This window comes from Candidatus Schekmanbacteria bacterium, from assembly GCA_003695725.1.
Lineage (GTDB): Bacteria > Schekmanbacteria > GWA2-38-11 > GWA2-38-11 > J061 > J061.
In genome coordinates this window covers 1-6,181 of record RFHX01000359.1, presented here as the reverse complement: position 1 = coordinate 6,181, position 6,181 = coordinate 1, and the positions used below count along the sequence as shown (strand labels likewise).

Sequence of the window (6,181 nt, the reverse complement as noted above, 5' to 3'; positions counted from 1 at the left end):
GATAATCATAGTGGATGAAGAAGACAAGGCAGGATACATTCTTTCTCAAAATCTCTCCAAAAGAGGGTATTCAATAGAATATTTTGACAATGGAGAAAAAGCAAAAAATAAACTCAAAAGCTCTATCTATGATATCCTTATCACAGGATTGAAAGGTAAAAAATACAGTGGTCTCAAGCTCTTAAAATACATCCGAGAAAAGAATCTGAATACAGATGTAATTATCTATACAGCATACGGAGATGTAGAAAGCTATATAAAAGCATCCCGTCTCGGCGCTATCGAATATATCAACAAGCCGGTTACGGCAGATTTTTTTGAATCCCTGATAAAAAAACTCTCAGGGACAGAACACCTCCACCAGATTACAAGAATTGAAACATCAGATAGAAGAAGGCATAACCGCTATCCGATAAAAGCACCTGCCCATATCATAAAAAGGGAAAAGGAAAAAATTAAAAAGATTGAAGCGACTATTCAAAACATAAGTCTTTCAGGAGTCCTTTTGAGCGCCTGTTATGAGTTTTCAGAAAATCAGGAAATCGAATTGAACCTTATGCTTTCAGGTATGTCAATCTATGCTGAATCAATTATACGGCGTATTATCCAAATTGAAAATAACAATGAAGAAATGAAAAGAAGATATGCCGGATTGGAATTCAAAAAGATTCCTGAAAAGGATTATCATAATTTCAAAAAATACCTCGAATCCATTTAAGTGCCAGCATTCTTTCGAATAAACTCAAGTGCTTCTTCTCTATTCTTTATTCTTCCTATGAATTGAAGCTCTCTGATTTTCTTCAATACCATTCCAATTTTGGTCCCGCTTTCATCCATACCAAGAATTTTTTTTACATCATTTCCATTTACAAGATTCGGCGGGGAAAGGAGCCTTTCTCCATCATCTATAAAAATAGAGGCCAATCTCTCCGACGTTTTCTTCTTTTTTTCTTCTGAGATACCCTTCAACAAATACAATCCTTCAAAAAGATTCTGCATAACGACAAAATCTTTTCCCCACTTGCCGATGAAAAGCTTCAATTTATCATCATCTACAATTTCTTCTTTTGCAATATCACAAAGCTCTAATGTCCCTGCCACTACATTATAAATCCTCGATACATCTTTTGCAGAAAACCTCATATGCTTTAAAATTTTTTTTATCTTTGTAATATGAGAATCAAACTTATCCAAATAAAAGATTAAAAGCGCAGAAATCCATAATGCTTTTGCCTTTTCAAAGGGACGCAAAATATCCCTATATTCTTCGCTTTCTGAAGCATTCTTTATTTGCGGCAATATTTCTCTGATGAATTTGTCTTCATCTTGCTCGATAGACGCCATATTGAATTCTTTTTCAGACATAAGAGAACAAAAAATATTTGCAATCAATCTTGTTCTAATAAGGAGTGTTATGCCTCTGTGAGGATTAAAGGATAAAAACATTTTATTTACCTCTTCTGCAAACCTTTCAAAGGCACAATCGATTATATTGGGAGATTCTTTCACCATATGGAAATAAGTTTCATCATCGATTTTCATATCTTCAATCGTAGCGGCATATCTAACTGCCCTCAAAATCCTTATCGGGTCATCTTTTAGACTTTGCGGCGAAACTTCTCTTATAATCTTATTGTCTATGTCTTCTATTCCTTTAAATGGGTCAAACAACTTCCACGAATTTATCTCAAGTGATATGGCGTTGATGGTAAAATCTCTTTTTGACAAATCATTTACCAATATGCCGTCAACGGCATCTACAAAATCGATGATATTGCCTCTTGCCGCCACACGATAACTTGTCTTCGGGGGTTTGCCCATAATTATGAATTTCCCTCTTATCTTCTGCGCAAATTCCTGTGCAATCTTCTCCGCATCTTTTTCAACTATGTAATCCATATCAACAGGCAATCTTCCAAGCAAGCAATCCCGAATAAATCCGCCAACAAGATATATCTTTATCCTCTTTCGTTGAGAAATCTTCCGAAGTATGGAAATACGCTCATCCTTCTCTAAAACCATTATTAGTTGGTTTAATCTTTGATTCACACTCTAACTCCTGCAATGGAATATAAATCAGAAGGTAAGACTTATTTGAGGTAATCTCTCAGCGCTTTGCTTTTTGCCATTTTCCTGATTGTCTTTTTTGCCTTTTCTTCAATCTGCCTTATTCTCTCACGGGACAATCCCATACTTTTGCCTATCTGCTCCAATGTTTCACTTTCTCTGCCTCCAAGCCCAAATCTCCTTCGAAGTATCTCCGCTTCCTTCGGCTTCAACTCATTCAAAAGCTCATTGAGTTCCTTTTCCATCTTTTTTCTATCGATTTTCTCATCAATAGTTTCAGCGCTCTCTGCCTCGAGAAAATCAAGAAAAGTGGCTCCATCTTCATCAGAAATTGGATTTTCAAGGGAAACAGAACTTTTTGATAAAAGGAGGAGATATTCAATCTCCTTTGTTTTGCGATGCAGAGCTTTCGCCAATTCTGAAACTTTTGGCTCTCTGCCGTACTTTTGAAGAAGCTCATCATATTTTTCGCCTATTCTATTCAAATCTGAAATCTGTCTAACGGGTATTTTTACTGCGCCAGTCTGTTCGGCGAGAGCTTGAATGATGCTCTGTTTTATCCACCATACTGCATAGGAAACAAACTTTACACCTTTATCAGGGTCAAACTTTCTTGCCGCTTGCATCAAACCTATGTTTCCCTCGTTGATAAGGTCTGGAAAACTGAGGCCGCATCCTTTGAACTTCGCCGCAATATTTACGACGAATTTAAGATTTGCCTCTACAAGCTTTTTGAATGCCTCTTCACCTTTTCTGATTTCCTTTGCAAGTCTAATCTCCTCTTCTCTGTCCAATAGCTTTATCTTGCCTATCTTCTTCAGATAAGCAGATAGAGTATCATCTGTAACCTTCAGATGAGTAGGCACTTTTATTGTTTTTTTCTTCTTCATTTTTTCAGCCGGAAAAGTCTTACTTGACAAAAATTTTTATATGATTTGAATTCATAATGCAAAACAAAAAGTTCTTATTTGGCAAAATGGATAAAATAAAATTAATATTAGTTCTAACTTCTCTTGATTCAGAAAAAAAAGCAAGAGAAATCGCCGAAACTCTTGTCAAAGAGAAGCTTGCCGCCTGTGTTTCCCTTTTCTCTGATGTTGAATCATTCTACTTTTGGGAAGAAAAACTTTGCAGAGAAAAAGAGATATTCCTTTTCATAAAAACACGAGAAGACCTCTTCAATCATCTGAAAGAGCGCCTTCTTGAAATTCACCCTTATGAAACACCTGAAATAATATCACTCAATATTGATAATTTCTATGAAAAATATGCAAAATGGGTTGTCGATGAAACTCTCCACTACAAAAGTGATTAGAGAATATACCTGCTCAAATTTTCATCTTTGACTACATCGCTTAGTCTTTCCTTTACATAATCCTCTGTAATTTTAATTGTCTTGTTGGTTATAAAAGGCGCATTGAAGGATATCTCATCGAGAAGTTTCTCCATTATAGTATGGAGTCTTCGCGCTCCAATATTTTCATTCTTTTCATTTACCACAGAAGCGATATTGGCAATACATCTAATCGCATCATCATCAAAAGCAATATCAACACCTTCTGTCTTCAAAAGAGCTGTATATTGTTTAATCAGCGCATTCTTCGGTTCTGTCAAAATTCTTACGAAATCATCACTGGTCAAAGAATTTAAGTTTACTCTTATAGGAAATCTTCCCTGCATTTCAGGAATCAAATCAGATGGTTTTGATACATGAAAAGCCCCTGCGGCTATAAATAGAATATGGTCTGTCCTAACCAAACCGTATTTCGTTGCAACGCTCGTTCCTTCCACTATTGGAAGCAAATCTCTTTGCACTCCCTCTCGCGACACATCAGGCCCAACACCGCTTTCCTTCCCCGCAATTTTGTCGATCTCATCGAGGAAGATAATTCCAGACTGCTCAACCTTATCTTTAGCCATTGCGCGAACCTTATCCATATCAACCAGTTTTTGTGACTCTTCCTGAATCAATATCTTTCGAGCATCTTCAACCTTCATTTTTTTCTTTTTGTTTCTTTTTGGGAAAAGCCCTCCAACCATATCTTTGATGTTGAAATCAATCTCCTCAAATCCTCCTGTGCTTGAAATCACCTCGATCATCGAGGGGAAACCCTTTTCTGCAACACTCAGTTCAACTTCCCTGTCCTCGAGTTTTCCGGCTCGCAACAGTTCTCTGAATTTTTCTCTCGTTGCCTTAAAACTGTCCATTTGTCTCCCTGCTGTATCTGCAGATATATCTCCTTCTGAACCAGTGCTTTTGCTTCTCACCGGAGGAAGCAACAAATCAAGCAATCTTTCTTCCGCTATCTGCTCAGCTTTTTCTCGCACCTTGCGCTCCTCAGCATCACGCACCATCTTCACAGCCAATTCCATCAAGTCTCTTATCATCGATTCAACATCGCGGCCCACATATCCTACTTCCGTGAATTTGGATGCTTCAACCTTGATAAACGGCGCATCTGCAAGCTTTGCCAGCCGCCGCGCTATTTCGGTCTTCCCAACACCTGTGGGACCTATCATTATTATGTTTTTCGGCGCAACCTCTTCCCGAAGATCGGGAGGAAGCTGCTGCCGTCTCCATCTGTTTCGCATCGCAATGGCAACTGCTCTTTTAGCATCGCTTTGCCCGATAATATATTTATCTAATGCCTCTACAATCTCCTTTGGTGTTAACGATTCCATAAATCCTCATTCCTTTCATAACACTTCAACTGTTATTTCATTATTTGTAAAAACACAAATAGATGCCGCTATCTCCATTGCTTCTCTCACAATTTCAACAGCCGACATATTAGTTTTCAGCATCAACGCTTTTGCCGCAGCCTGCGCATAAGGTCCGCCTGAACCAATGGCAATAATATCATCGTCAGGTTCAATTACATCGCCGGTGCCTGAAATTACAAAAGTATTATTTTTGTCGGAAACAATAATTAGAGCTTCCAGCTTGGTAAGAATCTTATCCCTTCGCCAATCCCTTGCAAGCTCAACTGCCGCTCTTGAAAGGTTTCCAGAATATTCGTCAAGCTTTTCCTCGAACTTTGTAAGCAATGTAATCGCATCTGCTGAAGATCCTGAAAAGCCTGCCAGTATTTTGTCTTTATACAATCTCCGTACCTTCTTGGCATTTCTTTTCATTATCATCGAATTCGAAAAAGTGACTTGGCCATCACCTGCCATAGCAACTTTCCCATTTCTTCTTACACACAAAATTGTCGTACTCCTAACCATTTTTTCATCCATATGCCTTATCCCTTCATTATTTTTTTAACTTCGATCTCGGATGATATTTGTCATAGGCTTCAACAAGTTTATCAATTCCTATATGCGTATATTTCTGCGTCGTGGACAATGACGAATGCCCTAAAAGCTCCTGTATTGTTCTTAGGTCTGCACCGGAATTGAGCATATGAGTTGCAAATGTATGCCTCAACTTATGAGGACCTATTCTCTTATAGATACCGCTTCTTCGACAATATTCATCTACAATTCTTCCTACAGACCTTGCTGTCAATCTCTTTCCTCTTTTATTTATAAAAAGAGCGTCTTTGTCAATATCGGTTGTTAAATTTCGCCGTTTGTCAAGGTACTTATCAATGGCAGTTTTTGCTCTTTCTCCAAAGAGGACGATTCTTTCTTTTCTCCCCTTCCCTCTTATCCTTATTGTGCAAGCTCCATAGTCGATATCAGAAAAATTTATACCAACGAGTTCTGACACTCTCACTCCTGTTGCATACAAAAGCTCAAGAATCGCAATATTGCGCAGATTTATAAAAGTTTTTTCGCCACCATCTTCAAGAAGTTTAAAAATCTCATCGATGCTCAAAAATTCAGGAAGTCTGCGCCCTTTCTTTGGCAAACTGATTTCTCGAGCAGGATTTATCTCAATTATTCCTTCCCTCTGAAAAAAACGGAATAAGCTTCGAAAGGTAGAAAGCTTTCTTGAAACGGTTGAACGGCTGTTTCCCTTTTTTATGCAGTTGGAAATAAAAGAGCGTATATCCAATGAAGAGATTTCCTCAAGAGAAGACTTTTTCCTTTTCTCATTTAAAAAGGAAAAGAATTCTTTAAGGTCATTTTCATAGTTTCTAATCGTATGACGAGAAAATCCCTTTTC

7 protein-coding genes are annotated in these 6,181 nt (G+C 37.8%); 2 read left to right on the top strand and 5 right to left on the bottom strand.

Going from position 1 to position 6,181, the window contains the following annotated elements; all coding sequences use genetic code 11:
* The first annotated feature begins 10 nt into the window (after positions 1-10).
* Complete coding sequence (locus tag D6734_12985) at positions 11-718, top strand: response regulator (GenBank protein ID RMF92132.1); 708 nt, start codon at positions 11-13, stop codon at positions 716-718.
* Here D6734_12985 and D6734_12980 read toward each other — a convergent pair.
* The gene (locus D6734_12980; protein ID RMF92131.1) at positions 715-2,022 is read right to left on the bottom strand and encodes a CCA tRNA nucleotidyltransferase; all 1,308 of its coding nucleotides are present in this window, start codon (positions 2,020-2,022) and stop codon (positions 715-717) included. The two genes, D6734_12985 and D6734_12980, sit on opposite strands and share 4 nt — an antisense overlap.
* Before the next feature lie 68 nt (positions 2,023-2,090).
* Positions 2,091-2,987 (bottom strand): RNA polymerase sigma factor RpoD/SigA, encoded by an 897-nt coding sequence (locus D6734_12975; GenBank protein RMF92130.1) that lies wholly within the window; start codon positions 2,985-2,987, stop codon positions 2,091-2,093.
* A 26-nt stretch (positions 2,988-3,013) separates the two neighbouring features.
* Between D6734_12975 and D6734_12970 the strand changes: the two genes are divergently transcribed.
* Complete coding sequence (locus D6734_12970; GenBank protein ID RMF92129.1) at positions 3,014-3,382, top strand: divalent-cation tolerance protein CutA; 369 nt, start codon at positions 3,014-3,016, stop codon at positions 3,380-3,382.
* On the opposite strand, the gene hslU is transcribed toward D6734_12970, so the two are convergent.
* From hslU to xerC, 3 genes are all read right to left on the bottom strand, one after another.
* Positions 3,379-4,749 carry an ATP-dependent protease ATPase subunit HslU gene (gene hslU / locus D6734_12965; protein ID RMF92128.1) on the bottom strand — a complete coding sequence of 457 codons (1,371 nt, stop codon included), beginning with the start codon at positions 4,747-4,749 and terminating at the stop codon, positions 3,379-3,381. The two genes, D6734_12970 and hslU, sit on opposite strands and share 4 nt — an antisense overlap.
* Before the next feature lie 15 nt (positions 4,750-4,764).
* Entirely contained in the window at positions 4,765-5,295 is a 531-nt protein-coding gene (gene hslV, locus D6734_12960) for an ATP-dependent protease subunit HslV (GenBank protein ID RMF92133.1), read from the bottom strand.
* A gap of 28 nt (positions 5,296-5,323) precedes the next feature.
* Positions 5,324-6,181, bottom strand: an 858-nt coding sequence (gene xerC, locus D6734_12955) for a tyrosine recombinase XerC (GenBank protein RMF92127.1), incomplete at its 5' end; no start/stop codon positions are given.

Bases quoted from the DNA above. Each gene is read 5' to 3' on its own strand.
- D6734_12980 (RMF92131.1), bottom strand. From the start codon at position 2,022: ATGGTTTTAGAGAAGGATGAGCGTATTTCCATACTTCGGAAGATTTCT.
- D6734_12970 (RMF92129.1), top strand. From the start codon at position 3,014: ATGCAAAACAAAAAGTTCTTATTTGGCAAAATGGATAAAATAAAATTA.
- hslV (RMF92133.1), bottom strand. From the start codon at position 5,295: ATGGTTAGGAGTACGACAATTTTGTGTGTAAGAAGAAATGGGAAAGTT.
- hslU (RMF92128.1), bottom strand. From the start codon at position 4,749: ATGGAATCGTTAACACCAAAGGAGATTGTAGAGGCATTAGATAAATAT.